This is a genomic window from Micromonospora sp. NPDC049497, from assembly GCF_044465805.1.
GTDB lineage: Bacteria > Actinomycetota > Actinomycetes > Mycobacteriales > Micromonosporaceae > Micromonospora.
The window spans coordinates 180216-207149 of record NZ_JBITMC010000009.1 but is presented as its reverse complement, the minus strand read 5'-3'; the positions used below and the strand labels follow the sequence as shown (position 1 = coordinate 207149).

General features: G+C 73.4%; 26 protein-coding genes. 11 read left to right on the top strand and 15 right to left on the bottom strand.

Going from position 1 to position 26934, the window contains the following annotated elements; all coding sequences use genetic code 11:
* Positions 1-88: 88 nt before the first annotated feature.
* Complete coding sequence (locus ACIBR0_RS15530; RefSeq protein WP_396716038.1) at positions 89-811, bottom strand: ABC transporter permease; 723 nt, start codon at positions 809-811, stop codon at positions 89-91.
* Positions 808-1497, bottom strand: coding sequence for an ABC transporter permease (locus ACIBR0_RS15525; RefSeq protein ID WP_396716036.1), 690 nt, complete (start codon positions 1495-1497; stop codon positions 808-810). The genes ACIBR0_RS15530 and ACIBR0_RS15525 overlap by 4 nt, the downstream gene beginning before the upstream one ends.
* Positions 1498-1499: 2 nt before the next feature.
* Here ACIBR0_RS15525 and ACIBR0_RS15520 point away from each other — a divergent pair, with 2 nt between their 5' ends.
* Positions 1500-2519 carry an ABC transporter ATP-binding protein gene (locus ACIBR0_RS15520; protein WP_396716034.1) on the top strand — a complete coding sequence of 340 codons (1020 nt, stop codon included), beginning with the start codon at positions 1500-1502 and terminating at the stop codon, positions 2517-2519.
* A 29-nt stretch (positions 2520-2548) separates the two neighbouring features.
* Here the strand turns inward: ACIBR0_RS15520 and ACIBR0_RS15515 are convergent, their stop codons facing one another.
* The 7 genes from ACIBR0_RS15515 to folP all read right to left on the bottom strand — a co-directional run bounded on the left by ACIBR0_RS15515 (position 2549) and on the right by folP (position 7163).
* A complete protein-coding gene (locus ACIBR0_RS15515) occupies positions 2549-3037 on the bottom strand; it encodes a hypothetical protein (RefSeq protein ID WP_396716032.1) in 489 nt (162 codons plus the stop codon).
* 70 nt (positions 3038-3107) lie between these two features.
* Complete coding sequence (locus tag ACIBR0_RS15510; protein WP_396716030.1) at positions 3108-3419, bottom strand: hypothetical protein; 312 nt, start codon at positions 3417-3419, stop codon at positions 3108-3110.
* A gap of 108 nt (positions 3420-3527) precedes the next feature.
* A complete protein-coding gene (locus tag ACIBR0_RS15505; protein WP_396716028.1) occupies positions 3528-4736 on the bottom strand; it encodes an ABC transporter permease in 1209 nt (402 codons plus the stop codon).
* 115 nt (positions 4737-4851) lie between these two features.
* Positions 4852-5376, bottom strand: coding sequence for a DUF3180 domain-containing protein (locus tag ACIBR0_RS15500; protein WP_357034485.1), 525 nt, complete (start codon positions 5374-5376; stop codon positions 4852-4854).
* Between the two features lie 19 nt (positions 5377-5395).
* Positions 5396-5923 carry a 2-amino-4-hydroxy-6-hydroxymethyldihydropteridine diphosphokinase gene (gene folK / locus ACIBR0_RS15495; protein WP_396716026.1) on the bottom strand — a complete coding sequence of 176 codons (528 nt, stop codon included), beginning with the start codon at positions 5921-5923 and terminating at the stop codon, positions 5396-5398.
* Positions 5920-6285 carry a dihydroneopterin aldolase gene (gene folB, locus ACIBR0_RS15490; RefSeq protein ID WP_396716024.1) on the bottom strand — a complete coding sequence of 122 codons (366 nt, stop codon included), beginning with the start codon at positions 6283-6285 and terminating at the stop codon, positions 5920-5922. The genes folK and folB overlap by 4 nt, the downstream gene beginning before the upstream one ends.
* Positions 6282-7163, bottom strand: coding sequence for a dihydropteroate synthase (gene folP / locus ACIBR0_RS15485; RefSeq protein WP_396716022.1), 882 nt, complete (start codon positions 7161-7163; stop codon positions 6282-6284). The genes folB and folP overlap by 4 nt, the downstream gene beginning before the upstream one ends.
* 343 nt (positions 7164-7506) lie before the next feature.
* On the opposite strand from folP, the gene ACIBR0_RS15480 reads away from it, so the two are divergent.
* Genes ACIBR0_RS15480 through ACIBR0_RS15450 form a run of 7 tightly spaced genes read left to right on the top strand, consistent with a single transcriptional unit; the run spans position 7507 to position 15897 of the window.
* On the top strand, positions 7507-7821 hold the full coding sequence (locus ACIBR0_RS15480; protein WP_120730321.1) for a hypothetical protein: 315 nt from the start codon (positions 7507-7509) through the stop codon (positions 7819-7821).
* 14 nt (positions 7822-7835) lie between these two features.
* A complete protein-coding gene (locus ACIBR0_RS15475; protein ID WP_121401589.1) occupies positions 7836-8198 on the top strand; it encodes a hypothetical protein in 363 nt (120 codons plus the stop codon).
* Between the two features lie 37 nt (positions 8199-8235).
* A complete protein-coding gene (locus ACIBR0_RS15470) occupies positions 8236-11607 on the top strand; it encodes an ATP-binding protein (protein WP_396716020.1) in 3372 nt (1123 codons plus the stop codon).
* A gap of 1 nt (position 11608) precedes the next feature.
* A complete protein-coding gene (locus tag ACIBR0_RS15465; RefSeq protein ID WP_396716018.1) occupies positions 11609-13564 on the top strand; it encodes an MFS transporter in 1956 nt (651 codons plus the stop codon).
* A complete protein-coding gene (locus ACIBR0_RS15460; RefSeq protein WP_396716016.1) occupies positions 13561-14118 on the top strand; it encodes a hypothetical protein in 558 nt (185 codons plus the stop codon). The genes ACIBR0_RS15465 and ACIBR0_RS15460 overlap by 4 nt, the downstream gene beginning before the upstream one ends.
* The gene (locus ACIBR0_RS15455) at positions 14115-15281 is read left to right on the top strand and encodes a M23 family metallopeptidase (RefSeq protein ID WP_396716014.1); all 1167 of its coding nucleotides are present in this window, start codon (positions 14115-14117) and stop codon (positions 15279-15281) included. Before ACIBR0_RS15460 ends, ACIBR0_RS15455 begins: the two co-directional genes overlap by 4 nt.
* A 13-nt stretch (positions 15282-15294) precedes the next feature.
* On the top strand, positions 15295-15897 hold the full coding sequence (locus ACIBR0_RS15450) for a hypothetical protein (RefSeq protein WP_396716012.1): 603 nt from the start codon (positions 15295-15297) through the stop codon (positions 15895-15897).
* A gap of 4 nt (positions 15898-15901) precedes the next feature.
* Here the strand turns inward: ACIBR0_RS15450 and ACIBR0_RS15445 are convergent, their stop codons facing one another.
* Entirely contained in the window at positions 15902-16462 is a 561-nt protein-coding gene (locus ACIBR0_RS15445; RefSeq protein ID WP_396716078.1) for a hypothetical protein, read from the bottom strand.
* A 195-nt stretch (positions 16463-16657) separates the two neighbouring features.
* On the opposite strand from ACIBR0_RS15445, the gene ACIBR0_RS15440 reads away from it, so the two are divergent.
* The gene (locus tag ACIBR0_RS15440; RefSeq protein ID WP_396716010.1) at positions 16658-19264 is read left to right on the top strand and encodes an FtsK/SpoIIIE domain-containing protein; all 2607 of its coding nucleotides are present in this window, start codon (positions 16658-16660) and stop codon (positions 19262-19264) included.
* Positions 19261-19992, top strand: a complete 732-nt coding sequence (locus ACIBR0_RS15435) for a hypothetical protein (RefSeq protein WP_396716008.1) — start codon at positions 19261-19263, stop codon at positions 19990-19992. The genes ACIBR0_RS15440 and ACIBR0_RS15435 overlap by 4 nt, the downstream gene beginning before the upstream one ends.
* 86 nt (positions 19993-20078) lie before the next feature.
* Here the strand turns inward: ACIBR0_RS15435 and folE are convergent, their stop codons facing one another.
* From folE to ACIBR0_RS15415, 4 genes are all read right to left on the bottom strand, one after another.
* On the bottom strand, positions 20079-20741 hold the full coding sequence (folE, locus tag ACIBR0_RS15430) for a GTP cyclohydrolase I FolE (protein ID WP_396716076.1): 663 nt from the start codon (positions 20739-20741) through the stop codon (positions 20079-20081).
* 38 nt (positions 20742-20779) lie between these two features.
* Positions 20780-22792 (bottom strand): ATP-dependent zinc metalloprotease FtsH, encoded by a 2013-nt coding sequence (gene ftsH, locus ACIBR0_RS15425; protein ID WP_396716006.1) that lies wholly within the window; start codon positions 22790-22792, stop codon positions 20780-20782.
* Between the two features lie 431 nt (positions 22793-23223).
* The gene (gene hpt, locus ACIBR0_RS15420) at positions 23224-23799 is read right to left on the bottom strand and encodes a hypoxanthine phosphoribosyltransferase (RefSeq protein ID WP_357036858.1); all 576 of its coding nucleotides are present in this window, start codon (positions 23797-23799) and stop codon (positions 23224-23226) included.
* A gap of 100 nt (positions 23800-23899) precedes the next feature.
* Positions 23900-24049, bottom strand: coding sequence for a hypothetical protein (locus tag ACIBR0_RS15415; protein WP_396716082.1), 150 nt, complete (start codon positions 24047-24049; stop codon positions 23900-23902).
* Between the two features lie 138 nt (positions 24050-24187).
* Here ACIBR0_RS15415 and ACIBR0_RS15410 point away from each other — a divergent pair, with 138 nt between their 5' ends.
* A complete protein-coding gene (locus tag ACIBR0_RS15410; RefSeq protein ID WP_396716004.1) occupies positions 24188-25162 on the top strand; it encodes a GlxA family transcriptional regulator in 975 nt (324 codons plus the stop codon).
* On the opposite strand, the gene ACIBR0_RS15405 is transcribed toward ACIBR0_RS15410, so the two are convergent.
* The gene (locus ACIBR0_RS15405; RefSeq protein ID WP_396716002.1) at positions 25156-26799 is read right to left on the bottom strand and encodes a gamma-glutamyltransferase family protein; all 1644 of its coding nucleotides are present in this window, start codon (positions 26797-26799) and stop codon (positions 25156-25158) included. The two genes, ACIBR0_RS15410 and ACIBR0_RS15405, sit on opposite strands and share 7 nt — an antisense overlap.
* Between the last annotated feature and the right edge of the window lie 135 nt (positions 26800-26934).

Sequence of the window (26934 nt, the reverse complement as noted above, 5' to 3'; positions counted from 1 at the left end):
GGCCGCCCGCGACTTACCACCCAACATCTTTCACAGGGGACCGACAACCTGGGGCGAGGTTTGTCACCGGATCGTCACGGGAGACTGTTCAGGTGCCGGCCACCGCGTCGGCCGCACGGCGAGCCGCCCGCCGCCGCGTGGTCCGCAGCGGGCGCGGCGTCACCAGGCGCTCGACCAGGGCGAGGACCAGCTCCACCAGGACGGCCAGCCCGGCGACCAGGAGCCCTCCGGCGAGGATCTGGCCGCGACCGGCGGCGATGTCCAGCCCGAACCCGGCGCGGATGATCTGGCCGAGCCCGCCGCCGTTGACGAAGGACGCCAGCGCGGCGGTGGCCACCACCTGCACGGCCGCCGTCCGGAATCCGGTCGCCAGGTACGGCACGGCCAGGGGCAGCTCGACCCGGCGCAGCAACTGCCAGTCGGAGAAACCCATGCCGCGGGCGGCGTCCCGCGCCTCCGGGTCGGCCTGCCGCACCCCGGTGTACGCGTTGGCGAGCAGCGGCGGCACCGCGAACACGGCGAGCGCCACCACCACGGAGGTTCGGCCGAACCCGAGGAAGGTCAGCGGAAGGATGGTGAGCAGGGCGAGGGTGGGGATGGCCAGGGTGACGTTGGCGATGAGCACCACCAGCCCACCGCCCCGGCCGGTGTGGCCGAGCCACAGGCCGATCGGCCAGGCGATCAGGCAGCCGAGCGCCACCGCCGCCGCCGACATCGACAGGTGCTCGCCGAGCCGGTCCAGGATGCCCCCGGGGTTGGTCCAGTTCAGCGGGTCGTTGAGCCAGAGCACCGCCGCCTCGATCGGGCTCACGCCGGCCTCCCGCGCCGCAGCCACGGAGTGAGCAGACGACCGATCCCCGCGAGGACCAGGTCGAGCACCAGCGCGAGCAGGACGCAGAGCAGCGTCCCGGTCATGATCTGCTGCTTGTAGAAGTTGTTCTGGAAGCCGGCGAAGATGATCTGACCGAGGCCGCCGCGACCGATCACCACCCCGACCGTCACCAGCGCCACCGTGGAGACCGTGGCCAGTCGCAGCCCGGTCAGGATCCCCGGCAGGGCGAGCGGCAGCTCGATCCGGAACAGTCGGCCCCACCGGCCGTAACCCATCCCCTCCGCCGCCTCCCGCACGTCGGGGGGCACCTGGTTGAGCCCGGCGATCGCGTTGCGGACGATCACCAGCAGCGCGTAGAGCACCACCACGGTGAGGACGGTGACCGCGCCGATGCCCAGGTAGGGGGCGATGAACGCGAACAGCGCCAGCGACGGGATCGTGTAGAGCACGCCGGTGAACGCCACGATCGGCCCGGCGAGCCCCCGGAACCAGTACGCGGCCACGGCGAGCGGCAGCGCGATCAGCGCCGCGATCAGCACCGCACGGGCGGTCAGGAAGGTGTGGTCCCGCAGGGCGGCGAGGATCGTGTCAGAGTTGTCCCGCACGTACTGCCAGGAGAACCACGGGTTGCCCGGGTCTGCCCGGTAGCTCAGGCGGAAGGACATGAGTGGACGTTACCCCGGAGACCACCAACGGCGCCGGGCCGCGTGCGGCGTCGATCTCGCTCGACGGGATCGGCAAGCGTTACCCCGACGGGACCGAGGCGGTCCGTGAGCTGTCCCTGGACATCGCCGCCGGGGAACTCGTGGTGCTGATCGGTCCCTCGGGCTGCGGCAAGTCGACCGTGCTGCGGATGGTCAACCGCCTGATCGAACCGACCGGCGGCCGGATCCTGCTCGGCGGCGAGGACGTGACGCGGGTCGACCCGGTACGGCTGCGCCGCCGCATCGGATACGTGATCCAGAACGTCGGCCTCTTCCCGCACCAGACGGTCAGCGCCAACGTCGGCACCGTGCCGCAGCTGCTCGGCTGGCCGCGCGAGCGCAGCCGGAAGCGGGTCGAGGAACTGCTGGAGTTGGTCGGTCTGGACCCGGCGCAGTTTGGCCGCCGGTACCCGCACGAGCTGTCCGGCGGGCAGCGGCAGCGGGTCGGGGTGGCCCGGGCGCTCGCCGCCGACCCGGTGGTGCTGCTGATGGACGAGCCGTTCTCCGCCGTCGACCCGATCGTCCGGACCCGCCTCCAGGAGGAGTTCCTCCGGTTGCAGGCCGAGGTCCGCAAGACGATCGTCCTGGTCACCCACGACCTCGACGAGGCCGTCCGGCTCGGCGACCGCATCGCGGTGCTCTCCCAGGGCGGCCGCCTGGAGCAGTACGACACCCCCGCCGCCGTGCTCGGCTCGCCGGCCACACCGTTCGTCCGCGAGTTCGTCGGCGCCGACCGCGGCATCCGCCGGCTGGTGGTCACCCCGCTCACCCGGGACACGGTCGAGCCACTGCCCGCCACCGGTGTCGACGGGCTGCCGACCGTCCCGCTGGGCGGCTCGGCGTACGACGCGTTGGGGGCGCTGCTGACCTCGGCGACCGACCGGGTGGTGGTGACCGACGCGGAGCGGCCGGTGGGTGTGCTGACCCGGACCCGGCTGCTCGACCTCGGCCGGGCCACCGACGGGGAGCGCGCGGCCGGCTGAGACGACGGACCGGGCGGTCGGGACCGTCGTCAGGCCCGGCCGCCGAGACTCGCCGTGCCGATGATCCAACCGGCGAGGAAGCCGTACGTGGCACCGGTCCCGGCCGACTGGATGGCGACGAGCAGGCTCGGGTCCGGGGCCGCGAACGTGGCGAGGAGCGACGCGAAGCCGCCGGCCAGGACGTACGCGGCCCACCCGGTGAAGAACTGGCTGGCCGACCCGGGTACGCGGGCCACCTGTGAGGCGGGCAGCAGCCAGAGGAAGACCGCCGCGAGCACCACCAGCAGCACGGCCCGGAGGTTCGTGGCGACCGGCTCGGCGGTGTCGAACGACCAGGCCGGCCAGGCCAGCAGGCGGAGGAACCAGCCGGCGGCCGAGTTCGCGTCGGTGGACGAGCCGGCCCAGTCCACGTACGCCGGGCTGCCGCAGACGCCGACCAGGACGAGCGCCGCCAACGCGCCGGTGCCCGCCGCGGTCCCGTAGCGGGGGACGGACCGGGTCCGGTTGGTGAGCGCCATGATCGGATCAGTTCCCGACGGGCCGGGGCGGGCAAACCTGCCCCGGCACGCCGGTCCGCGCGTCAGCGCCTCACGTGGGGTGCTTCATCAGGTAGTCGATGAAGGCGGCCCGCAGCAGCGGCGCCGACTCCTCGTAGCCGTGGCCGGTCAACTCCCGCCACAGCGCCGCCGCCTCGTCGATGGTCGGGCCGACCGAGTTGGGCGCCCCGTCCAGCACCTCCGCCTCGTCCGCGTTCGGCAGGTGCTGCAACACCGACCAGAAGAAGCCCACGTCGCGGCGCTCCCGGGCGACCGCGAACGCCTGCTCGCGCAGTTCCTCGGTGGAGAGGGCGTCGAGTTCGGCGAAGGAGCGGCCGGCCGAGGTCGATGGTGTGTCGGTCATGTCGCCGAGCCTAACCGGCGAGATCGTTTCCGGCCCGACGGACGCGACGCCGGGTGGCCGGCGTCCGCGCTCCCGTCCGGCGGGCGGCGGTCGCGTCGGCTCACGGGCTCAGCGGTCCTCGGTGTCCCACCGGCGGGGGCCGGTCTCCCAGCGGGAGCCGTCCCACGGGTCGACCGGCTCCTCGGCCGACCGCTCCGGCATCGCGGGCGGCCAGGTGGCGGGCGGGTCCGCGCGGGGCACCGTCCAGCCGGTGCTGATCCGGCCGTCGGTGGCGGGAAGGGGCTCCGGCGCCGAGGCCGGCCGCCCGTACGCCTCGACCACCCGGGTGACCACCAGCCCGATTCCCAGTGTCACCGCTCCGAGCGCCCACCGGTCCACCGTCCAGCCCCGCGCCTCGGCGTACGCGAGGACGACCGTGACCAGGCTGACCGCGAGCAGCGTGCCGAAGATCCCGCCCCGCCGGCCGTACGCGCTGGTGCCGGCGAGCAGCGACGTGCCGACGGCCAGCACCGTCCAGTCCAGTCCGGTCCCGGGTGTCACGGGGTCCGCGCCGGCGGTGCCGAGGAGCAGCCCGGCCAGCATCGCCAGCACGGTCGAGCCGACGATCGCGCCGACGGCGACGAGTGCCGCCACGAGGCCCCGGCGTCGGGCCGGGTCGACGACCGGGCGGAACCGGCCGACCATCCGGCGCACCGCCCGCACCGCGCCGAACACGCCCCCGAGCACGGCGACGGCCGCGAAGCCGGCGAACAGCGGGAGCGCGTCCCGTTCCGGGTCGTACGTGCCCTGCGGCAGGACCGCACCGGTCCGCTGCTCGACGTAGACGACCACCCCGGCCGCGCCGGCCAGACCGGCGGCCCAGGCGGGCACGTGCAGGACCACCACGACGAGGGCGAGCACCAGGCCACCGAGCGTGGCGACGGCAAGGGCCGGGCCGCCGGCGGCGGTCAGACCCCGGTCGCCCTGCTCGGCCATGTGCAGCGCGGCGGCGACGGCGACCGGGCCGATCGCCAGGTTCACCGTGGCGGCCCGCAGGCTCAGGCCGGCGGCCAGGGTGAGCAGCCCGAGCACCACCACGTCGGTCAGCAGGTCACGGAGCCCGTCGCCGCGCAGCGTGTCCGGTGCCTCCTGCCAGAGAAGGTAGGTGCCGGCCGCGAGCGCGACGAGGAGCAGGGTCTCCCAGACGAGGTGGACGACCAGCCGGTCCCGGCCGGGCTCACCGTGGGCGGGATCGTCGAAGACGTTCTCCAGCACGGCGGCGGGGATCGCCGACGAGGACTCACCGGGGGCGGCCCGCCCCGGGTCGTCGTAGCTCATGCGCCCGCCTCCCACGTGGCCACGTCCAGGTCCGACGCGCGGGCGGACCGGGGCGGCCGTTGCTCTCCGGTCGCAGGCACCGTACCCGTGCCCGGAGCCGGGCGTAACCCCCTGGTCAGCGTGGGCCGGGCGGGCTCTCGCGCTCGTCGGCCTCGCGCTCGTCCTCGGGACGCTCCGGCACCCGGCAGGAGCGTTCCAGCCAGAGCGCCGCGGCGACCAGCGCCAACGAGGCGAGCAGCCCGCCGAGGGCGGTCGGCCGGTCGTCCACGGCGGCCTCGGTGGATTCCAGGAAGAGCCACCCGGCCAGACCGCCGTAGAAGCCGGCGAAGATCGCGGCGGCCAGGGAGGACGCCTTCGCGAGCACCACGAACCGGGCGACGAGCAGCGGGTTCACCGGGTCACGGCCCGGCTTGCGGTCGATCCGCCCCCGGGTGTTGACCGCCGCGTACGCCTCCAGCACGGCCAGCGCCGCCAGGATGACCACCGGAAGCCAGGGCAGGTCCGGCAGGTAGTCGTAGTAGAGGATGCTGATCAGCAGCCAGGCCACCGCGGCGGCGGCGAGGCCGGCGACCACCAACGTGGACGCTCGGGTGGGGCCCATCCGGCCGGGGCCGGGTGGACCGGACTGCGCCTGGGTCATGCCGGCCGGCTCCACTCGGTCATGCCGTCGACTCTAGCGTCAGATCGGGACGGGGACGCACGTCCAGGGCGTCCTCGGCGGCCGGGCCGGTGGTGAGCAGGTCGGTGAGCCAGCCGTGCCCCGGCAGCCGGCCGTAGGGCTGGATGTCGATCCACGGCCGCAGCACGAACGCCCGCAGGTGCGCACGGGGATGCGGCAGGGTCAGCTCCGCGGAGTCGCTGAGCACCGGCTCGTCGTCCGCTCCCCACACCGCGATCACGTCGACGTCGAGCGTGCGGGGCCCGAAGCGCCGCGCGGGGTCACGCTCGCGGCCCGCCGCCCGCTCCGCGCTCCGGGCCCGCTCCAGCCAGTCGTACGGCCCGGCGTCGGGATCCTCCGCCAGCAGCACCGCGTTGAGGTACGCGGGCTGGTCGGTGTCCCCCCACGGTGGAGTCTCGTACACCCCGGACACCACGCGTACGGCGTCGCCGAACCCCGCGACGGCGCAGCGCAGGTGGTGCAACCGGTCGCCGAGGTTGCTGCCGAGCGACAGCACGGCCCGGCTCACCGGTCGCGCGTCCGGGTCATCGTGACGGCCACGTCGGTGAAGGTGTGCGGGACCGGCGCCTCCGGCTTGTGCACGGTGACCGTCGCGGCGCGCACCCGTCCGTCGGCCAGGCAGACGGTGAGCAGCCGGTCGGCGAGCGTCTCGATCAGGTTGACCGGGTCGCCGGTCACGATCGCGACGAGGCGTTCGGCCAGCTCACCGTAGTGCACGGTGTCCGCCACGTCGTCGGAGCGCGCGGCCGGTCCGAGGTCCAGCTCCAGGACCACGTCGACGACGAAGTCCTGTCCCTGCTCGCGTTCGAAGTCGTACACCCCGTGCCGGCCGTGCGCGCGCAGGCCGGTCAGCTGGATCCGGTCGGTCACCGTTCTCCTCCGTGTCGGGCGGTGGCCGCTCCCCGCGCGGCGGCCAGGTGCGGCCGGCCGGTCGCCTGCCAGACCGCGAGGGCGTCCGTGGTGGCACGGACGTCGTGCACGCGTACGCCCCAGACGCCGGCCGCCACCGCGAGCAGGGTGGTGGCGACGGTCGCCACCTCCCGGCCCTCGGTCGGTCGGGGTGCGCCGTCGGGGCCAGCGAGGAGTCGACCGAGGTAGGACTTGCGGCTCGCCGCGAACAGCAGCGGGAAGCCGAGGTCGAGCAACTCCGGCAGCCGGGCGCTGAGTTCCCAGTTGTGCTCCGCGGTCTTGGCGAAGCCGAGGCCGGGGTCGATGACGATCCGGTCGGCGGCGACGCCCGCGCGCAACGCCTCGTCGACGCGCTCGGCGAGTTCGGCGCGGACGTCGGAGACGACGTCGCCGTAGCGGGCCAGCTCACCCATGTGGCGCGAGTGTCCCCGCCAGTGCATGAGCACCCAGGGGCAGCCCGCGTCCCGGACGACCCGCGCCATGTCCGGGTCGGCGAGTCCGCCGGAGACGTCGTTGACCACGACCGCCCCGGCGGCGAGCGCCGCCTCGGCCACGGAGGCACGGCTGGTGTCGATGCTGACCGGTACGCCGGCCGCGACCAGCTCCCGGACCACCGGCAGGACCCGGGTCGCCTCGGTCTCCGCGTCGATCCGGTCGGCGCCCGGCCGGGTCGACTCGCCACCGACGTCCACCAGGTGGGCACCCTCGGCCCGCAGCCGCACGCCGTGTCCGACGGCGGCATCGAGGTCGGCGTACCGTCCGCCGTCGGAGAAGGAGTCGGGCGTGACGTTGAGGACGCCCATCACCACCGGGGCCGGTGCCAGTACCAGATCGGTCACGACTAGACCGTACCGGTCGTCGCGACCGCTCCGGACAGCCCTTCATCAGGGGTGCTGACATGCCAATTGGAACAGGTGTACGATCGGTCGTCCGGGTCGAATCGGGCAGAGTCTTCGCGGGTTGTCGCATTGGGTGGGTGGCCGTACGCTTTGGAATTGCCCGGCATCGAGATGGCGAAGCCTGGAGGGAGGGCCGAAGCGGGAAAATCCGCCCAAAGCTCGCCACTGACCGTGGTGGGTGACGAACGCAGCGTCGCCAGCGCTGCGCAGAGTGAGCACCGTTCCCGCCAGGCATGCCTACTGCACCACGCGGCTCCGCCGGCCGCGACTTGGGGAGGTTCCAGTGATCGCCATCGAGCTGATGGAGACGGCGTCGTCCGGCGTCGCCCATGCGCTCTCCACGCTGGCGTCGGCGCCGCTCGCCGAGCCGGCACCGAAGGGCATCGACACCGAGGGTGTCGTCACCTTCTTCGCCAGCAAGATCGCCCCGATCCTGCTCGCCGTCCTGGGCGTCATCTTCATCGGTCGGGCCAGTCGGGGTGAGATCTCCAAGGTCCTGACCAGCTCCGCGATCGCGATCGTCGGGTTGGCCTTCATCGCCGGGGCCGCCACCCTGTTCTTCATCGGCGACTACCTGATCGACCTGATCTTCGAATAGGCGCGGGGCACGAGATGCGGCTGCGCACCGACGACGACATCTACCGGGCCCGCCTGGTCTACCTCGGGCCGCCCGGCTACACCCTTCCGGTCCACCTGCCGTACGCCCAGTACGGGCTGTTCATGCTGCTCGTCCCCCTCTACATGTTCATCCACTGGTTGTTCACGTTCCAGGTCGAGCTCTTCCCCGCATGGGAGATCGCGCTCGCCATCGTGAGCACCTCGTTCATCTTCCGGTACGTCGACCCGGACCGGCCGGCGCGCATGGTGATCCGCACCGCGCTGACCGACTGGCGACGCACGCGGGAGCCGGCCGCCGAGCAGCGGGATCCCCGCCTGGTCGGCAGCCGGATCAGGATCCGGGAGGAACTGGCATGACCGGGCGTACGTGGAACGACGCGGGTGAGGCGGTCGAATGAGTCGCTCTTCCACGCCGGGCTCCCCGGCCGGGCACCCGGCCGCACCGAACGGTGACCGTACGCATTCGTACGACTACGCGGACGGTCCGGAGCTGGACGAGGTCGTGCTCGACCAGGCGCTGGTGACCACGCCCGGCCAGGGCGGCGTCGGCGTCTTCCAGGCACCCCGACCCGTGCCACGGCGGACCCCGGCACCCGACCCGGCGCCCTCCACGACGGACAGCGCCGACATCGACTCCCCCTTCCTCGACCTGTTCGGCGGGACCCGACCGGGGGGCGCACGGCCGTCGGCGCCGGCCCGGGAGCCCCGTTCGATCCCGCAGCAGCCCACCATGAGCGAGCCGGCTGCCGCCCCGCCCGCACGGGTAGAGGCACCGCTGCCGCCACCCCGGCAGCCCGTCCAGCCGCCGGCAGCGGCCCGCCCCGCCGACCCGCCCCGGACACCGACCGCGCCCCTGCGGGTCCAGACCAGCCAGGACCTCTCCACGGTCGGCAGGTCGACGGCACCCGAGCAGGTCTCCCGGTCCGCCCTCCAGCCGCTGCCGGTGGAGCCGACGCACCCGCTCGACCCGGACGACGACGCGTACGAGGCGCCTGCCACGGCCCTGCCCCGGGTGCCGCACCAGGCCGGCGACCGCCTGCCCGCGCTCAACCCACCGGCCGCGGATCCGGGCCCGGTCGAGCGCCCGTCCCGCCGCGCCACCCTCCCCGACCGGTTCCCCGGCCGCGAGCTCACACCACCGCGCCAGCGCTCGGCCGATCGCCGCGACCGCCCCGCCAAGCCGGTCCGCGTCAAGGCACCGAAGATCAAGTTCGGTGACCGTGACCCCGCCGTCGAGCTGGCCATCACCGAGATCGCCGGCCACCTGACCTTCACCCCCAACACCGTCACGGCGTGGTACTGGCTGCCCGAGGTGCGCTGGGCGTTCCGGCCGGACGCCGAGCGGGAGGCCCTGCTCTCGGCGATCTCCGAGCAGTACGCGGGCCTGGCCGGCTTCCGGCTGCACCTGCGCCGGACCACCCGCCCCTTCCCCGCCGACGAGTGGGCGCGCACGATCGACGCACACACCGCCGCCCCGCTGCCCGACGTGCCGGGCACCCAGGGCTGGGCCGACCACCTGGTGGCGGCGCAGCGGCACCTGCTGTCGGTCAACCACGCCGAGGGGCAGACCTATCTGGGCGTCACCTTCGCCCGGCGGTCCCTCGGCGACTCGCTCACCGAGCGGCTGCTGCGCACCTTCGGCCGCGGTGTCGCCGAGGGCGAACGGCGCAAGCTCGGCCGCACCGTCGAGCAGTTCGACGAGGTGCTCGGCGCGTTCGGGATGCGCGGGCGACGCGTCACCGCCCAGGAACTGGAGTGGCTGCTCTACCGCTCGGTGGCGCTGTGCATGGCACCGCCCGGCACGCTCTCCCCGGTCGGCGACGGGCGCTGGGACCGCGGCGACCTGCTGGCCCTCACCGAGCAGGTGGAGCGCTACCGCACCCCGTACGGCTCCACGGTCAAGCTGGTCAACCGGATGACCGGCGAGGAACGACACGTCGCCGTGCTCGCCGTGGGCCGGATGGAGCCGCTGGAGATCCCCGAGCGGCACGAGCCGTGGCTGCACTTCCACGAGCGGCTGCCCTGGCCGATGGAGATCTCCACCCGGGTCGACATCCTCGGCTCCGGCGACTCCTTCCGTAACCTGGAGCACCGGCTCCGGATGATCCGCTCGCAGCAGCTCGACTACGCCGAGCACGGCATCGACGCGCCGCCCGAGCTGGAACGACTGGCCAAGCGCGCACTCGTGATCGGCGACGAGATGACCACCGGGCTGCCGGTCGACTCCGCCCGCGCCCACGGCTGGCACCGGATCGCCGTCGGCGGGCGCACCCGGGAGGAGTGCCTGGAACGCGCCCGCCGGCTGATCCAGCTCTACTCCCGCGAGCTGCGCATCTCCCTGCAGCACCCGAAGAACCAGGACTGGCTGGCCCGCGAGTTCATCCCCGGCGAGCCGATCGCCAACACCGGCTACGTCCGCCGGATGCCGGTCAACCTGCTCGCCGCGGCCCTTCCGCAGGCCGCCTCCACCGTCGGCGACCGGCGGGGCGACCTCATCGGGCGTACCGCCGGCACCTGTCGCCGTCCCGTCTTCCTCGACCTGCACTTCCCCATGGAGGTGCGGGAACGCTCCGGCCTGGCGGTCTTCGTGGCCGAGCCCGGCGGTGGCAAGTCCACCCTGCTCGGCGCGCTGGGCTACCTCGCCGCCCGGCGCGGTGTGCAGGTGACCCTGCTCGACCCGTCCGGCCCGCTGGCCCGCCTGTGCGCGATGCCGGAGCTGCGCCCGTACGCCCGGGTGCTCAACCTCACCGGGTCCGAGCACGGCACGCTGGCGCCGTACTCGCTGATCCCCACCCCGCTGCGCAGCGAGTTCGGCACCGGCGCGTCGGGTGACCGGGAGTTCGAGATCGCGGTCTCCAACGCGCGGGCCGAGCGCCGCATGCTCGTCCAGGACATCTGCATGATGCTGGTGCCGCCACAGGTGGCCCGGGAGGCGTCCACGGCGACCCTGTTCCGCCACGCCGTGCGCCAGGTGCCGGCCGAGGAGACCTCCACGCTGGACGACGTCGTCACCTGCCTCGCGCAGCTCGACGACGACGCCGGGCGCGAGCTGGCCAACCTGCTGCTCGACACCGCCGAGATGCCGCTGGCGATGCTCTTCTTCGGCCGGCCGCCGGAAGGGCTGCTGGGTGCCGACGCGGCCCTCACCGTGATCACCATGGCCGGGCTCCGGCTGCCCGACCTGAAGATCGAGCGCGAGTACTGGTCCGCCGAGGAAGCCCTCGCCCTGCCGATGCTGCACACCGCGCACCGGCTCGCCGTCCGTCGCTGCTACGGCGGGTCGATGTCGTCCCGCAAGCTCGTCGGCCTGGACGAGGCGCACTTCATGGAGGGCTGGCGCTCCGGCCGCTCCTTCCTGGTCCGGCTCGCCCGGGACTCCCGCAAGTGGAACCTGGCGGCGCTGGTCGCCTCCCAGAACCCGAAGGACATCCTCGGCCTCGACGTCCAGAACCTGGTCTCCACCGTCTTCGTCGGCCGGATCGCCGAGGACGCGGAGATCGCCTCCGAGGCGCTGCGGCTGCTGCGCGTACCGGTCAACGACGGCTACGAGGCGACCCTCGCCTCCCTCTCCACCGCCGACGCGATCTCCGACACCCGGCTCGGCTTCCGTGAGTTCGTGATGCGCGACGTCGACGGGCGGGTGCAGAAGGTCCGGGTCGACGTCTCGTACGTCGAGGGCCTCCTGGAGCACCTGGACACCACACCGGCGGCCATCGCCGCGGCGGCCGGGGTGCTGCCGTCCGTCCTACCGGATCTGGAGGCGTGACATGGCCGGGGCCCGGGCACGGACAGCGGCGTTCCTGCTCGCCCTCGGCGTACTGGCCGGGGCCACCATCGGCTGGCCGGCCGTCGGCGCCACCGCGGCGCCACCGGCGTCGGCGGCCGCCCAGGCACCCGGTGACCTCTGCACCACCCAGGAGTGGCAGGCCGACTTCCGCGCCTGCGTCGCCAAGCTGAAGGACGTCGCGGAGGACGACGTCAAGTGCCGGAACGCCCCCACGCCCAGCGCTCCGGACTCCGGCCTCGCCGGCTGGTTCGCGTCCCGCCCCGACTCCGCCAAACAGCCCGGCCCGAAGGGCTTCTACAGCGACTACGGGTACGCCGGATACAGCTACACCACCTACGACGTGGACACCGGATGCGCGACAGCCGTGCTGCACCCCGACTACAAGTTCACCAACACGGTCGCCAACGGCGAGTTCATGATCGCCACAGCGATCGTCGGCGCATCCAACGCTCTGCGCGAGCGGGCCTGGGATCCACGCTCGATGTGGGGCTGGGCGGATCCTCTGGTGGACCAGGCGACCAAGGCCGTCTACCAGAAGGTGTTCAGTGTCTTCGGCATCGTCACGCTCTGCGTGGTCGGGCTCTACCTGCTCTGGCGGTCGCGCCAGTCGGACATGAGCAACGCGATGACCACGGCGGGCTGGGCCCTCCTGGTGATGGTGGCGGTGACCGCCCTGGCCGCCTGGCCGGTCAAATCCGCGAACATCGCCGACGGGACGCTCGTCACCACGCTGGGCGTCGTCCACGACGCCGTCGGACCAACCTCCAAGGACACACCTCCGGACAGGTGTGCCGTACCCAATCCGGACGCGTGCGTGGACAAGAGACCGCCCGCCGTCCGGGCCAGTGACACGGCGACCGAGTCGATGCTCTACCGGAACTGGCTGCGCGGTGTGCTCGGCTCGGCGGACAGCGAGACCGCCAAGAAGTACGGCCCGGCCCTCTACGACGCGAAGTCGCTCTCCTGGGAGGAGGCCGAGAAGCTTCGGTCGAACCCGGCGACCCGCGAGGCCACGATCAAGGCCAAGCAGCAGCAGTGGGCACGGGTCGCGCAGCAGATCGAGCAGGAGGACCCGGAGGCGTACGAGTACCTCCAGGGCGTCCGGGACATGGACCGGGTGGGTGCCGGGTTCATCGCGGTGCTCGCCTCGCTGCTGTTCGCGATGTTCGACCTGACCGCGTCGCTCCTGGTGCTGCTCGGCTTCCTGATCTTCCGCTGGGCGGTGATCGCCGCGCCGATCCTCGGCACGGTCGGTCTGCTGCGCCCGGCCAGCGCCGGCCTGCGGCGGCTCGCGAACGCGGTGGTCGCCGCCGTCTTCAACATCGCCATCTTCGGCACCGGCGCGGCCATCTACCTCTTCGCGGTCGACCTGATCATGAGCACGTCGACCCTGCCCGGTTGGCTCCAGGTGGTGCTGGTCTGGCTCTGCGGTGTGGTGGGGTGGCTTCTGCTGCGCCCGTACCGGCGGATCACCCAACTGGGCGGCAAGGACAGCTCCGAGGCGGTCAGCTCGGCCGGCTCCTGGCACCGGCGCTTCTTCCGGGACATGCGGACCGCTGCTCGTCTGGATGTCGCGGAGCCCGGCGGTACGAACGAGCCCGCCCTGGGCCGCCGACGGGGCCAGGTCGTGACGGAGCAGACCAGTCTCCGACCCGAGGCACGCCGGGAGGACCCGTCGCACGCCGGCACCTCGGCCGGCGGCGCCGACGGGAGCAAGCGCCCGGACGGCCGCGAGCGGACCGAGGACAGGGCGCCCGCGGTCGAGGAGCGCTCCACCGGGCGGCCGGTCGCCCCCCGGCCCCGCCGCCGGCAGCCGGCCACCTGGACGGAGCCCGACGTCCCGGAAGAGAATCCGTCCTTCGTCATCTACCGGCCGGGCTCCACGGAACGCGAACCCGATCGGACTACTCCCCGGATCCGCTCCGAGGCACGGTGATTGCGGTGCGACGGGCGATCGAATTCCTGTTCACCCGGGCCCTCCGGTCCCGGCTCGGCGTCGCGCTCCTCCTCGCGGTCGTCGTGTTCGGCGTGATCGGGGCGGCGCGGTTGGTGAGCGGACCGGGCGATCCGGCCGCCGGGCTCAGCAACCGCCCGAGCCGGCCGATCACCACGGTCGCCCCGACCGCTGGCGATGACGGGCTCGTCGCGACGGCCACTCCTCCCGCACCGGTGACCCGGCCGGGTGAGCTGACGCCGGAGCAGACCGCCGGAAAGTTCGTGACGGCGTGGCTCGGCCGACCGGGCGTCAGCGCGGAGCAGTGGCAATCCGACATGCGCCCGCTCTCCACGCCCGCGCTGACCGAGAAGCTCGCCGGCGCGGAACCGGCCGGGGTGCCGGCGACCCGGGTGAGTGACGAGGTCACCCTCCAACCCCGGACCGAGAGGTTCGTCGAGGTCCTGGTCCCGCTCGACACCGGGCGGCTGCGGCTGGAACTGGTGGCGCCGGAGGGGCGGTGGCTGGTGGACGCGGTGGACTGGGAGCAGGAATGAGCGACGACGTGCGACCGCCCCGCCGGCTCCGGGTTGGTGCCCTGGCCGCCGCCCTGACCGCGGCCCTCATTCTGCTCTGCTGCACCGGCGGCGCCGGCGCCTTCCTCCTCACCGAACTGGGCGGCGAGGGTCCCGACCAGCTGACGCTGGCCAGTCAGGAGTGCACCGGCGATTTCCGGGTCACCGTGACCGGTGAGATGCCCCGCCTCTCCCAGTACGGCGAGGTCCAGTTGCGCAACGCCGCGCGGATCATCAAGGTCGGGCAGGAGATGAAGGTCCCGCCCCGCGGCTGGGTGGTCGCCGTCGCGACCGCGATGCAGGAGTCCCGGTTGCGCAACCTGGCCAACAGCAGGGTCCCCGACTCGCGGACCATCCCGAACGAGGGGGTCGGGGCGGATCACGACTCGGTCGGCCTGTTCCAGCAGCGGGCCGGCTGGGGCAGCGTCGCGCAGCGGATGACACCCGAGTACGCCGCCCGCAAGTTCTACGAGAAGCTCGCCCAGATCCCCGGCTGGGAGGACATGCCGCTCACCCTCGCGGCTCAGAAGGTCCAGGTCAGCGCGTTTCCCGACGCGTACGCGAAGCACGAGGACCTGGCCGGGACGATCGTCAACGCACTGGCCGGCGGGGCAGCGCGGACGGCGCTCGTCAGCGGACGGCAGACCTGCGACGTGGCGGCCGCCGGTGCGATCGCCGCATCCGGCTGGACCGCCCCCATCCCCGGTGGCGTCGGTTCCGGGTTCCGCACGGCGGACCGACCGGCGCACAACGGCGTCGACATCGCGGCGCCGAAGGGAACGCTGATCCGGGCCGCCGCTACCGGCCGGGTGCTGATCTCCAAGTGCGACCCCGACCGCAGCGGGCGGCTCACCTGCGACGTCGACGGCTTCCCGGACAAGGGCGGCTGTGGGTGGTTCGTGGACATCCTGCACGCGGGCGAGGTCGTCACCCGCTACTGCCACATGATCAGCCGGCCCCAGGTTCGTGCGGGGCAGATGGTCGAGGCGGGCGACGTGATCGGTGCGGTCGGCAGCAGCGGCAACTCCTCCGGGCCGCACCTGCACTACGAGGTCCACACCGACGGCGACCGCAGCAGCCGGAGCGCCATCGACCCGGTGCCCTTCATGCGGGACCGCGGCGCCCCATTGCGGAGCGCGGGATGAGACGCTCGAGGCCATGACCGATCCGCTGCCCGATCCCTTCGCGGGCCAGCCGGACTGGGCACCCCTGCCGCCCCGGCCGATCGAGATCGTTCCCGCCACCACCCGGGTCGACCTGCGGGGGCGGCGGGTCCTGGTCGGCCTACCCGGTCTGGGCTGGCGAGGCGACCTGCGCGCCGACGAGCGCGTGGTGCAGGGCAGCCGGACCTACGTGCCGGTCATCCCGGAGCACGAGTGGTACCGCGCCGAGGCCGACCAGGTCGAGGTCTTCGCCCCGCTGGTGCCGGTGGAGCGGGTCTGGGTGGAGACGGTGGGGGCGCGCCCGCCGTCCCGGAGAACCGCTCACGAGACGGGTATCCGGCTGGTGTCGCTGGACGTCCCGGCGCACCGGGCGCCGACACCCGTCTTCGAGGCGGACGCGGTCGCCGGCCGCCGGGTGGTGCACGTCGCCGAATCGGTGGAACATCGCGACCTGCGGGCGGTCACCGAGACCTACTCGGGTGCGGACGGTGACATCTGCGTCCGGGTCACGCCGGAGATGGAGTGGTACCGCTGGGCCTGGCGGGGACAGGCACCGAGCACTCTGGAGGTGCCGGTTCACCTGCTCTGGATCGAGTAACTGCTCAACCGCCCGGCGTCCCGGCGCAGACCCCCCAGTCGTCATCACCGAGCTTCGTGGCGAACCGCCAGGGCTGCCGGTCGCTCTGCGAGATGCCGTCAACATAGGCGGAGATGATGAGGTCGACCCGGACATCTGCGCTGTTGCCCTGTCGCTCCACCCGCAGGCTGCCCCAGCTCACCGAGAGGTTGGTCCCGAAACGCTGCTCGCGTGCGACCAGATCGTCACGTAGGGCCCGGAGCCGACCGGTATCGCCGCCGCCGTCGCAGGTGTAAAGGTTGGCGCGGGTGTCGTTGCGGTCCACGAGGAACGCCCGAAGATAGTTGTCGACCACGACGTCGGGGGCGCTGCGGTCCGGCGCGGTCGCGCGGTCGTACAGCAGGTATCCGGCGACGATCCCGCCGAGCACAAGGGACGTCAGCACCGCCGCGACCACCGTCAGCACCGTGCGGAGTCGCCGCCGGGGCCGCTCCGGGGCGGGCGCCGGACCGGGGGGCGCCAGGTGGTCCGAGGGGGGCCGTTGCGCCGGTACACGGGAGACCTGGGAACCGGCGGGGGGCTGCACTGATTCCACCCCCTGAGGCTAACGGCTGGGCGCGGTGGACCCAATGCCTCAGATGCAGCGGATCGTGACGGACCACTCCGCATCGGTGAGATCCGCGACAACACCGGCGCAGCGCCGCCGCACCTCCGCCGGTGGAGACTCCACCTGAGTTACGGTCTCTGCGCGGGGAGAGGTTGCCGACCTCGCGCAGAGGGGGTGGACGCCGTGGCCGGTCCGAGGGCACGCACGAGCCGCGCCGCCGCCCTGCACCGCCGGGCCGCCGCGACCGCCCTGGCCGCCGCCGAGATCCTCGACGACACCCGCCCGGTGCCGGCTGACCACGGACGCCAGTACGAGCTGGCCGAGCGGCTCCGCGCCGCAGCGGCCGTGCTGGCACCCGGTTGGGCCGGTGCCGCCCTGGAGACACTGGCCCCGACCGTGCCAGCCGGTGACGGCCCGCCGTCCTTCGTCCGCGTCGGTACGGCGGCACCCCTGGACGACGCCCGCTTTCCCGCCCTGGTGCCGCTGTTCGGCACGGGCCACCTCACGGTCGACGCCGACGCCCGGGAACCCCGGGTGGCGGGTCTGCTCCGCGGCGTACTCCTGCGGTTGTTGGCGGCGACGCCGGCCGGGGCGCTGCTGGTCCGCGCGGTGGACGCCACGGGTGGTGTTCTGGCGCCGTTCGCGGCGCTGGCGGACGCCGGCCTGCTGCCACCTCCGGCCACCGACGTCACGGGCCTGCGGGCGGTGCTGACCGAGGCGGAGCAGTGGGTGGCTCCGGGTACGAGCGGACGCCGCCGCCACGACCGAACGGTGCTGCTGGTGGTCGCGGCGCTGCCCGAGTCGACCGGTGCCACGGATCTGGCAAGGATCGCGGCGCTGGCGGAGCAGGGCCCGCCGGCCGGGCTGCACCTGGTCGTCGCCGGCTGGACGGCCGCCACCACCGGTCCGGCCGGGAACGCCAACCCGGCCCCGGATCCCCCCACCGAGCAGGGACCAGGCCGGGTGCCGTTGCCCCGGGCCACGACGATCGCTATGCGCACCGCGTACGCGCTGCTGGGCGATCCGCCCGACACCCCGTACGCGGGGCCGGGAACCGAGCAGCCGGGCGGCTTGAACTCGCCGGTGTTCATCGAGCCGGACCCGCCGGCGGATCTGGTCGACGCGGTGTGCCGACGGCTCGCGGCTCAGGTGGAGGCCGGTTCCCGCCTGGCGCTGGCCGACCTGCTGCCCCCTCCGGAGCAGGAGTTGTGGACGGCGGGGGCGACCGACGGGATCGCGACGACCGTGGGTGACGCCGGCGGCCGGCCGGTGTCGCTGGGCTTCACCGAGCTGACCCCGCACTGGCTGGTCAGCGGCCGGTCCGGTGCCGGCCGGTCGACGTTCCTCACCACCGCGCTGCTGGGTCTGGCCGCCCGGTACGGCCCCGAGGAGCTGGCCCTGTACCTGGTCGATCTGGGCGACGGGGAGTCCTTCGTGGAGTTCCTCCAGACCGAGCGGGACCGTTCGTGGATTCCGCAGGTACGGGCCGCGGCCATGGCCGCCGACCGGGAGTACGTCCTCGGCCTGTTCGACGAGTTGGCGGCTGAGGTGCGCCGGCGGGAGGAGGCCGGCGCGCGAGCCGGTGGGCAGCGCTTCGGCGAGCTACGGCAGCACCGGCCGATGCCCCGGATCGTCTGCGTGCTCGACCACCTGCCGCTGCTCTTCGCCGAGCGGGACCGGCTGGCGGTGGAGGCCGCCACGCGGCTGGACGCGCTGGCGCGGTCGGGCCGGGCGTACGGGGTGCACCTGGTGCTGGCCGGTGAGGGCGACCTGGGGTTGGGGGCGCGTACCGACCGGGACTCGGTGCTCGGGCAGTTCCCGGTGCGGGTGGCGCTTCCCGGTGGCGGTGCCGTGCTGGAGCCGACGAACGACTCGGCGGCCGGACTGCCGGTGGGCAGCGCGGTGGTGAACACGGCCGGCGGGCTCGGTGGGCCTCGGGGCGCGATCCGCGGGCACGAGAGGATGGTCCGGTTCCCCGACCCGCAGGACCACCCGGAGACGGTGGCGGAGCTGCGGCAGCGGCTGTGGGCGGCCCGCCCGGAGGGCTCCGCCCCGCCCGTGGTGTTCGCCGGCTGGGCGCGTCCGTCGCTGCGCAACGACCCCCGGCACCGGGCCGCACTGGCGGGTCGGACGTCGGAGCCGGCCGCCCTGCTGGGCCGGGCGGTGGACGTCGGGCGGTCCACCGTAGCCGTGCCGCTCGGCCCCTCTCCCGGGCGCAACCTGGCGGTGCTCGGTCCCGGGCCGGAGGCGGTGCGGCTGCTGGCGACGGCGGCACGCGGCACGGCCGCGCACCACTCGCCCGGCACCGCGCGTTTCGTGCTGTACGCGCCGGACGACGGGTCACGCCCGGTCGCCGAGGCGTTGGCAACCGAACTGGCCGAGCGGCAGACGGTCGAGACGGTCGACCTTCCCGGCCTGCTCGCCGCGATCGAGGACACGGCACCCGCGTACCTGGTGGTCTTCGACGTGGGCGCGGTTCCCGCCACCACGTTGCCGCCGGACCGGTGGCGGACGCTGCTGCACGAGGGGCCGGCCGCCGGCCGGCACCTGTTGGGGCGCTGGCGCACCGTGCCGCCGTTCGGGGCCCTGCTCGACCCGGAGGGTGAGGTGGAGAAGCTGGCCGCGGTCGCCCTGGTGGACCTGCCGGGCGCGCAGCTGGCGTCGGTCTTCGGCCGGCCGGTCGAGTGGCGGCCCCGCCCGGGCCGGGTTGTCCTCTGGGACGGCCCGGGTGAGCGGGGCACCGTCCTGGTTCCCTTCGCCGACGACGGAGAGCAGCCATGAGCCGCGGCACGACACGGAGCAGGACGTCGGGGCCGGGCCGGCAACGGACCGCCGCCCCGGCGCCGGAGGGCGGCACGACGGCCGCCGACCCGGTGGCCGCCGCGTGGACCGACTACCTGGCCGCCGCCCGCCAGCTCGACGGGGTACGGCGGGACGCCGCCACCGCCGCCGGTGAGCAGGCCCGGTCGGTGCAGGCCGCCCGCGAGGAGTTGAGCACGGTACGCACGCGGCTGGCGCCGCAGGAGAGCCGGCTACGGGAGCGGGGCGTCCCGGCGATCTCCCTGGTGCCCACGCCGCCGGAGGTGACCGAGGCGGCCCGGGCGATGGCGGGTGGGCCGGCGGCGGTGCTGGCCGGCCTGCGCACGGCCCGCGCCCGGGCGGACGCCGCCGACACGGCGCTGGCGGCGCGGGGCGTGTTCAGTCCGTCCGCCTGGCCGGCGGCACCGCGCAACCTGCTGGTCTACGGGCCGTTGGCGCTGCTGGTGCCGCTGTTGCAGGTGGTGGTGCTGCTGACCTCCGGCGCGGGCGCGGTGACCGTGGCGGCGCTGGTCTGCGGGCTGCCGATGCCCGCGGTGGCCTTCGCGGCGGGCTGGACGGGGGTGGGCCGGCTGTTCCCGGCCGGCCCCGGCGGCCGGGTGGACCGGACGGCACGGCTCGGCGCGCTGGTCTGCCTGCTGCCGGCGGTGCTGGTCAGCGCCGTGCTGCTGCTGGCCGTGCTCGCCGGCTGACGACGACACCCGCGCCGGCCGCGCCGGAAACGCCTCGGCCGGCCGACCCAGGTACGGGTCGGCCGGCCGGTGCGTACGTCGAGCGGTCAGCGGGACATGATCAGCGTCATCGCCTCGGCCCGGGACTTCGCGTCGTGCTGCAGGGTGCCACGGACGGCCGAGGTGATGGTCTGCGCGCCCGACTTCTGGATGCCGCGCATTGCCATGCACATGTGCTCGCACTCCAGGACCACGATCACCCCGCGCGGGGCGAGCCGTTCCATGAGCAGGCCGGCGATCTGCGAGGTCAGCCGCTCCTGCACCTGGGGACGACGGGCGAAGACCTCGACCAGCCGGGCCAGCTTGGACAGGCCGGTGATCCGGCCGTCCGGCCCGGGGATGTAGCCGATGTGGGCGCTGCCCCGGAACGGCAGCAGGTGGTGCTCGCAGAGGCTCATCACGTCGATGTCCCGGACGAGCACCAGCTCCTCGTGGTTGGCCTCGAAGGTGGTGGTGAGCACCTGGGCCGGGTCGACCCGGAGGCCGGCGAAGAGTTCGGCGTACGCCCGGGCGACCCGGGCGGGTGTCTGCTGGAGGCCGTCCCGGTCGGGGTCCTCACCGACGGCGATGAGGATCTCCCGGACGGCCTTCTCGATCCGACCGAGGTCCATCGTGTCCTCGACGGGCCGGCCGCTGAGCTTGCCGCTGATCAGCCGGGCGGCCACGTAGTCCAGGCCGTCGTCGTCGGGCTCGGTCGCGGAGAAGGCCAGCCCCCGGGAGTCCCGGGGGCTGGCCTTCGGGTCCGTGCTCAGTGCGTGCCGTCCGAGTTGTTCGAGGCGGGGCCGCCGCCCACGGACGCGCCGTCGGCCTGGGCCTGCACCTTGAGCGCGTCCTTCTCCGCCGGCGTCAGCACCGGAGGCTCGGTCGACGGCTGCCGCTTGCCGAACCCGTTGTACGGCGCCAGCGGCGGGCGCTTGACCACCCGCGCGCAGATCCGCGCCATGTCGGCCGTGGAGAGCGTCTCCTTCTCCATCAGCTCGAGCACGATGTTGTCCAGGACGTCCCGGTACTCCACCAGGATCTCCCAGGCCTCGTCGTGCGCCAGCTCGACCAGCGCCCGCATCTCGCCGTCGATCTCGGCGGCGACGGCGTCGGAGTAGTCCCGCTCGTGGCCCATGTTGCGGCCGAGGAACGGCTCGTCGCCGCTGGTGCCGTACTTGATCGCACCGAGCTTGGAGCTCATGCCGTACTGGGTGATCATCGCGCGGGCCAGCTGCGTGGCCTTCTCGATGTCGTTGCCGGCGCCGGTGGTCGGCTCGTGGAACACCAGCTCCTCGGCGGCCCGGCCACCCAGGGCGTACGCCAGGGTGTCGACCATCTCGGCGCGGGTCTGGGTGTACTTGTCCTCGGTGGGGAGGACCAGCGTGTGGCCCAGCGAGCGGCCCCGGGACAGGATCGTCACCTTGTGCACCGGCGCGGCGTGCGGTAGCGCCCAGGCGACCAGCGCGTGCCCACCCTCGTGGTACGCGGTGATCTTCTTCTCCTGGTCGCTCATCACCCGGGTCCGGCGCTGCGGACCGGCGATCACCCGGTCGATCGACTCCTCCAGGGAGTCGTTGGTGATCGCCCGCTGGTCCTTACGCGCGGTGAGCAGCGCGGCCTCGTTGATCACGTTGGCCAGGTCGGCACCGCTGAAACCGGGGGTACGCCGGGCCACCGCGTCGAGGTCGACGTCGGGGGTGAACGGCTTGCCCTTTCCGTGCACCCGCAGGATCGCCTTGCGGCCCTCCATGTCGGGCGCGTCCACCGGGATCTGCCGGTCGAAGCGGCCCGGGCGCAGCAGCGCCGGGTCGAGGATGTCCGGCCGGTTGGTGGCGGCGATGAGGATGACGCCGCCCTTGGTGTCGAAGCCGTCCATCTCGACGAGCAGCTGGTTGAGGGTCTGCTCGCGCTCGTCGTGACCGCCACCCATGCCGGCGCCGCGGTGGCGGCCGACGGCGTCGATCTCGTCGACGAAGACGATCGCCGGGGCGTTCGCCTTGGCCTGCTCGAAGAGGTCGCGGACCCGGCTCGCGCCGACGCCGACGAACATCTCCACGAAGTCCGAACCGGAGATCGAGTAGAACGGCACGCCGGCCTCGCCGGCGACCGCGCGGGCCAGCAGCGTCTTACCGGTGCCGGGCGGACCGAAGAGCAGCACGCCCTTCGGGATCTTCGCGCCGAGCGCCTGGTACTTCGCCGGGTTCTGCAGGAAGTCCTTGATCTCGTGCAGCTCCTCGACGGCCTCCTCGGCGCCGGCCACGTCCGCGAACGTGGTCTTCGGCGTGTCCTTGGTGATCATCTTCGCCTTGGACTTGCCGAAGTTGAGCACCCGGGAGCCGCCGCCCTGCATCTGCGACATGAAGAAGAGCAGCAGGAGCACCAGCAGGACGATGGGGAGCAGGTTGACGAAGAGGCTCACCCAGATGCTGTCGGACGACACCTTGACGTCGGCCGGGCCGGTGACCCGGTTGTTCGCCTTGGCCTCGAGGACCTCGTTCCAGACCTCGTCGCCGACCTCGTACGGGAACTGCGCCTCGATCCGGTCGGTGTCGGTGTCACCGAACTTGGCCTTGTCCTTCAGGTCCAGCTGGAGCGTCTGCTCCTTGTCCTGGAAGACGACCTTCTCGATACCGCCCTTGTTGAGCTGGTCGAGCGCGACGGAAGTGTCCACCCGGTGGTAGCTGGGACCACTGGTGAACAGCTGACTGAGCACAACGGCGCCGAGGATGACCAGGATGATCCAGACCACCGGTCGGCGGAAGAAACGCGTACGTTCCATGCTGTAGTCGAGCGCCGAGACGCCCGCATCCTCCTGATCGACGTCCTGACCGTCTGATGGTGTCGCCGCCTGCGCGGCGGCCGGAGCCGCCGTGCGGGCCGGCCTCGACCCCGGGGCGCGGATACTGCCGCGCCACGGTCATTCGACGGTACACCGTGCGCGCGAGGAGTGAGCTTGCGAGCCCCGCAGTCGCGCACAAAGAGGATTCAGTGCGTGCCACATGCGAGCTTGCGAGCCCAGCACTTACGCGTACGGCGAACCGGGGTTTGGGCCGGCGTGGCGGGAGCTCCCCGCCCGGCCTCCCGACCGCCCGGTCACGCGGGTCGAGGGGACGGGCGTGGAGTAGAGCCTCCACGCCACCGACCTACACCGTAGTCCGACCAGCTGAGAACCCGCTGAACGTCCGCTCGATGAACGCCGATGGGGTGTGCTCAGGTGCGCGCGTAGACCTCGGGCTTGAGCACGCCGACGTAGGGCAGCTCGCGGTACCGCTCGCCGAAGTCGAGGCCGTAGCCGACGACGAACTCGGTCGGGATGTCGAAGCCGACGTACTTGACCGGCACGGGAACCTTCACCGCGTCGGGCTTGCGGAACAGCGCGACCACCTCGACGCTCGCCGCCGAGCGGGACTCCAGGTAGCGCAGCAGCCAGGAGAGGGTCAGCCCGGAGTCGACGATGTCCTCCACCACGACCACGTGCCGGCCGGCGATGTCCCGGTCCAGGTCCTTGAGGATGCGGACCACGCCGGAGGAGGTGGTGCCCTGCCCGTAGGAGGAGACGGCCATGAACTCCAGCTCGGCCGGCGGGCCCTGCCGGCCCAGCGCGCGGGCGAAGTCCGCCATGAACATGACGGCGCCCTTGAGTACGCAGACCAGCAGCAGGCCGTCCTCGACGTGCGCGTAGTCCGCCGAGACCTGCTTGGCGAGTTCCGCGGTCTTCTCGCGGATCTGCGCCTCGGAGATGATGACGTGATCGATGTCGGCGTCGTACCAGGAGCCGTCAGCCATGACTCCTAGCCTGCCGTACGCGGATGGGCCTCCGTCGGCGGGGCCGCCCCTTTTGGAGCGGTCCCGCCCGGGATTTATGCCCCGAAGCCCACCAATCACCTCAGCAGGCGCGGGATCGCCAGCGGCGACCCTCGCGGGTCGGCTTCCAGTCCGCCGAGTCGCGGCTGTCGACGGTCAGGCCGGCGGCCGAGGCGAGGCCGAAGAGGGCAAGGAACAAGAGGAACAGCAGGAACTCCATGGCGGCGCTCACTTTCATCCGTTTCCTGTCGCTTTCGCCGCCGGTGCGCACCGGACACAAGTAAGTCTGCGCTCCGCCCCCCCGGTCCGACAGCGGCAGGATTGCCCCTGAACCTCGATTTCCTGCCACCTCTACGGTTACCCTCGTCACATGTTCCGATCCGTAGCCGTCATCGCCCTCCAGGACGTCGCCACCTTCGAGCTGGGCGTGCTCGCCGAGGTGTTCGGCACCGACCGGACGGCCGACGGCTTCCCCGGCTACCGCTTCGCCGTCTGCACCGCCGACGGCGAGCCGGTGCGCACCCGGTCCGGCTTCCTGCTCACCCCGCACGCCGACCTGGGGCCGGTCGACGAGGCGGATCTGGTGGCCGTCCCGGCGCACGCCGAGAGCACGGCCGTCCCCCCGCCCGTACTCGCCGCGCTGCGCCGCGCCGCCGACCGGGGCGCGTACGTGTTCAGCGTCTGCTCCGGCGCGTTCGTGCTCGGCGAGGCGGGCCTGCTCGACGGCCGGGAGTGCACCACCCACTGGAGGTACGTCGACGAGCTGCAACGGCGCCACCCGACCGCCCGGGTCCGGTGCAACTCGCTGTACGTCCAGGACGGCCGGTTGCTCACCAGCGCCGGCACCGCGGCCGGCATCGACGCCGCCCTGCACCTGGTCCGCCAGGCGCACGGCTCGGCGACCGCCACCCGGCTGGCCCGGCGGATGGTGGTGCCGCCGCACCGGGACGGCGGACAGGCCCAGTACGTCGAGGCACCGATCCCCCGGACGCCCGACGCGCCCACCCTGGAGCCGGTCCTGGAGTGGCTGATGGGCCACCTGGACCGCCCGGTCACCGTGGACGACCTCGCCGAGCGCGCCGGGATGGCCCCCCGGACCTTCGCCCGCCGGTTCCGTGCGGAGACCGGCACCACCCCGCACGACTGGCTGACCAACCAGCGGGTGCTCCTGGCCCGCCGCCTGCTCGAGGACACCGGGCTGAGCGTGGAGGTGGTGGCCGACCGGGCCGGCTTCTCCGACGCCGCAGCACTGCGGCACCACTTCGCCCGCCGCGTCGGCACCACCCCGCAGGGCTACCGCACCACGTTCCGGTGCCGGGTCGAGGCCGCCGCGCGGGGTCAGTAGCCGCCCGCGCCTCCGTCCACCCGGGACTCCGAGCCCACCGCGTAGCCACCCTCCGGACGGCGCCAGATCGCCTGCCCGTACCCGAAGAGCGACGCCTCGGCCGCGACGGTGACCTCGTGGCCCCGGGCGCGCAACCCCGTGACCGCCTCCCGGCCCTCGGCGGTGGCGACCAGTTCCGGCTCGACCAGCAGCGTGCGCCCGGTGTGCCAGTACCAGCGCGGCGCGTCCAGCGCCGCCTGCGGGTCCAGTCCCGCGTCGAGGGTGGCGGACACCAGCTGCACGTGCCCCTGCGGTTGCATGTGCCCACCCATCACTCCGAACGGGCCGACCGGCACGCCGTCACGGCTCAGGAAGCCGGGGATGATCGTGTGGAACGGACGCTTGGCGGGACCGACGGCGTTGGGGTGCGCCGGGTCGAGGCGGAAGCCGAGGCCCCGGTTCTGGAGGGCGAACCCGTGCCCGGGGAGCACCACGTGCGACCCGAAGGCCAGGTACGTCGACTGGATCAGGCTGACCATCATCCCGCCGCTGTCGGCGGTGCACAGGTAGACGGTGCCGCCACGCTCGGGATCCCCGGCGGTGGGATCGCCGGCCCGGTCCGTGACGAGCGTCCGGCGGACCGCCGCGTACGCGGGGTCGAGCAGGGCCTCGACCGGCACCGGTGCCCGCTCCGGGTCTGCCACGTGGGCGTGCGCGTCGGCGAAGCCCAGCTTGACCGCCTCGACCTGCCGGTGCAGCCGTTCCTCCAGGGACAGCGCGGCGACGTCGGTGCCGTCGAGGACGTGCAGCGCCAGCAGCGCGGCGAGCCCCTGCCCGGGCGGTGGCAGCTCCCACACGTCGTGGTCGCGGTAGCGGACCCGGACCGGGTCGGCCCAGGTCGACGTGTGCCGGGCCAGGTCGACGCCGGTGAGGAAGCCGCCGGTCCGGGCGGCGTGCGCGTCCAGGGCCGCCGCGATGTCGCCGGAGTAGAAGTCCTCCGCCCCGGTGGCCCCGATCCGGCGCAGCGTCCGGGCGGCGTCCGGGTTCCGCCACCACTCGCCGGGCCGGGGTGCCCTGCCGTCCGGGGCGAAGACCCGCCCGAACTCCGCGTACTCCTCGCCGGCCAGGCCCGCGTGCCCGGCGACCGCGCGGGACCACGCGGCGGCGACACCGGCGGAGACCGGGTGTCCGTGCTCGGCGTACCCGATCGCGTCGGCGAACAGGTCGGCGAAGGGCAGCGAACCGAATCGGTCGTGCAGGTCCCGCCAGCCGGCCGGGGCGCCGGGCACGGTCACCGGCAGCCAGCCCCGCGCCGGCATCGCCGGCCCCCGGGCCTGCGCACCACCGAGCGCGTCCACCGGCTCGACCGCCCGGCCGGCGGTCACCACGTCGACCAGTGCCCGGGTCAGCGCGGCCGGCGAGCGGCCGGAGGCGTTCAGGCCGTGCAGGCGCTCGCCGTCCCAGACGATCGCGAAGAGGTCGCCGCCGATGTCGTTGGAGGGCGGCTGCACCACGGTCAGGGTCGTCGCGGCGGCCAGCGCCGCGTCGACCGCGTTGCCGCCGCGCCGCAGCACGGCCAGACCGGCCGCCGCCGCCAGCGGGTGGCTGGTCGCCACCGCGCCGCGGGGCGCGAAGATCGGCTTCCGGGGGTACGCCATCCGCCATGTCTACCGCCTCCGGCGGCTCCCGCACACCGCCGCCCGGCGGTAAGGAAGGGCCCCTTCTTAACGCCTGCGGTAGTAGAAGGGCCCCCTGTTAACAACGGGTGTTAAAAAGGGGCCCTTCCTTTCACC